At 43.7% G+C, this 1883-nt stretch carries 1 protein-coding gene; it reads left to right on the top strand.

The window, feature by feature from the left end; all coding sequences use genetic code 11:
* Positions 1–603 precede the first annotated feature (603 nt).
* On the top strand, positions 604–1452 hold the full coding sequence (locus QUA02_RS33270; RefSeq protein WP_333033995.1) for a hypothetical protein: 849 nt from the start codon (positions 604–606) through the stop codon (positions 1450–1452).
* Positions 1453–1883: the final 431 nt, after the last annotated feature.

Below are 1883 nucleotides of genomic sequence, written 5' to 3'. Positions count from 1 at the left end.
CAGTGCCGTTTCCCTACCACGATCAATTGTAGGGAAACGGCACTGCCGTGTCCTCCGTTTATATCATTCCGATGCTAACGGAATTGATATGACTCCCCAGTTTATTATTTCATTTACCATTTATCTAAAATAATCGTTTTTTGTTTTTTCCTCCTTTTTGTAACATATATTGTGCTGTAGAAAATTTAGTAATTTCTCTGATTGTCCGATACCTAGAAAGTAGACAACCCCTATTTATCAATGCACTATTTTGTTATTCGGTCAATGCGTAAGTCCTATAATCTTACATTTTGCAGCATCTCACTCTATTCCTTTGGGGGACTCGGACAATCACTCTAAGGGTAGAGCCTGGTTAATCCGTTGGAGAGTTAGATTGGATACAGATGAAGGAAAAACCAAAGATTCTCTAAACTCCCTAAGCAGAAAGCTGTTAAGCTGTTAAGCATTTAAACTGGGTATAAGCAAAATGCCAAACGCTTACACCTGAATCTTGACAGTGAATCGGAATAAGTGATTTAAATGCTGAACAGCTTCGCTCAAGTTTTTAAAGAGGAGCCTTTCCTACAGACAAGTATTTTTTGAATAGTTGTGACGAAGATAATTATGAAACCTAACGAAGAAAATAGCTCTAGCCGTGAAATTCATCAAGAAGTTCACACAGATGCAACTAACGGTCACGTCAGTACAACGCGAACTACTACAAGTGTTCCGAGTACAGCGGCGAAGGTTTCTAAAGAAGCAGCTCATCACCAAGGTTATGTACAGGGTGAAATGGCCGAAAACCACCGCCAAGTTGGAGTCCAAGAAGTCCGCGATAATGAGAATGCAGGTCGCGGGTTACTGTTAGGGATTCTTCTTGCTTCTTTGGCAGGCTTAGTTCTGGGTAGTGTATATTACTTCAATCGTGGTGAGGAGGCTCCTACTCCTACTGCTGCTCCTGTGATTGTTGTACCGAAAGCGAATCAGCCTTCAGCAACACCTGCTCCGACTCGGACTATAGAGAAAGAAACAACGATCATTCAAAAGATTGTTCCGGTTCCGGTTCAAGCATCTCCAGTTCAAAAGGCTACGCCTGCTCCTCAACCAACTCCAGCTCAAAAGGCTGCTCCGGCTCCTCAAGCAAATCCGGCTCCCAATATCAATATTACGGTTCCAAATTCACAGCGCCAAGATGCGCCCGCTAAGCAAGCAGCGCCGGCGCCGGCTCCATCATCGCCGTCAAATAATATCAATCTTACGGTTCCGAATACGCAGAATGAGCCAGCTTCCACTCCGCAAACTTCAGCACCTGAGAGTTCAACTACTCCATCTCCAACTCAAAATGAGGGCGCTTCTGGAGCAGGTACGGGTAGCGAAACTAATACGGAAAGATCGAGCGATTCTAATCCTACGGATACGGCTGTACCTGATAGCAACTCCGGCGCAGGTGGTGCGGGTGGTTCACAGAAATAGAAGTTGGATGTCGAATTAGTCCGCCAGTGGTTCAAACCCCTGATTGATAGCTAAAGTCCTTTAAAGAGGACTTTTTTTAGGGTTTAAATGGATATTTCTTCAATCATACCAAGATTAGGCAACCAGTCTGGTGGAGCGGCTGCGCGGATGTTGGTTAAGGGATTTTATTCGATTTCGCGAGTGCGATCGCAACGAGTTATAAACTGACAAGAGTAGCAATTTCGATCGCTAATTTCTAGTTGCGGATAGGGTTCACCTCTATCGTTATAAGGTGGCCGCCAATTTGTTAGCTTGTTCAATATCCCGGTTAAATATTGTCAAGTTTTTTAGTGTTTAGGACTTACGCAATGTACATAGGGCTTGCTGAATCAGTGAGAAAAGTAAACAGTGTATGGGTTTTCCGACCAAAAAAGTAGTAAGGGTGCAAGAAA

It is taken from the genome of Microcoleus pseudofavosus SVA1_A4, from assembly GCF_036700565.1.
Lineage (GTDB): Bacteria > Cyanobacteriota > Cyanobacteriia > Cyanobacteriales > Microcoleaceae > Microcoleus.
Note: the sequence above shows the minus strand (reverse complement) of the source record. Positions and strands in the feature narration are given on the sequence as shown.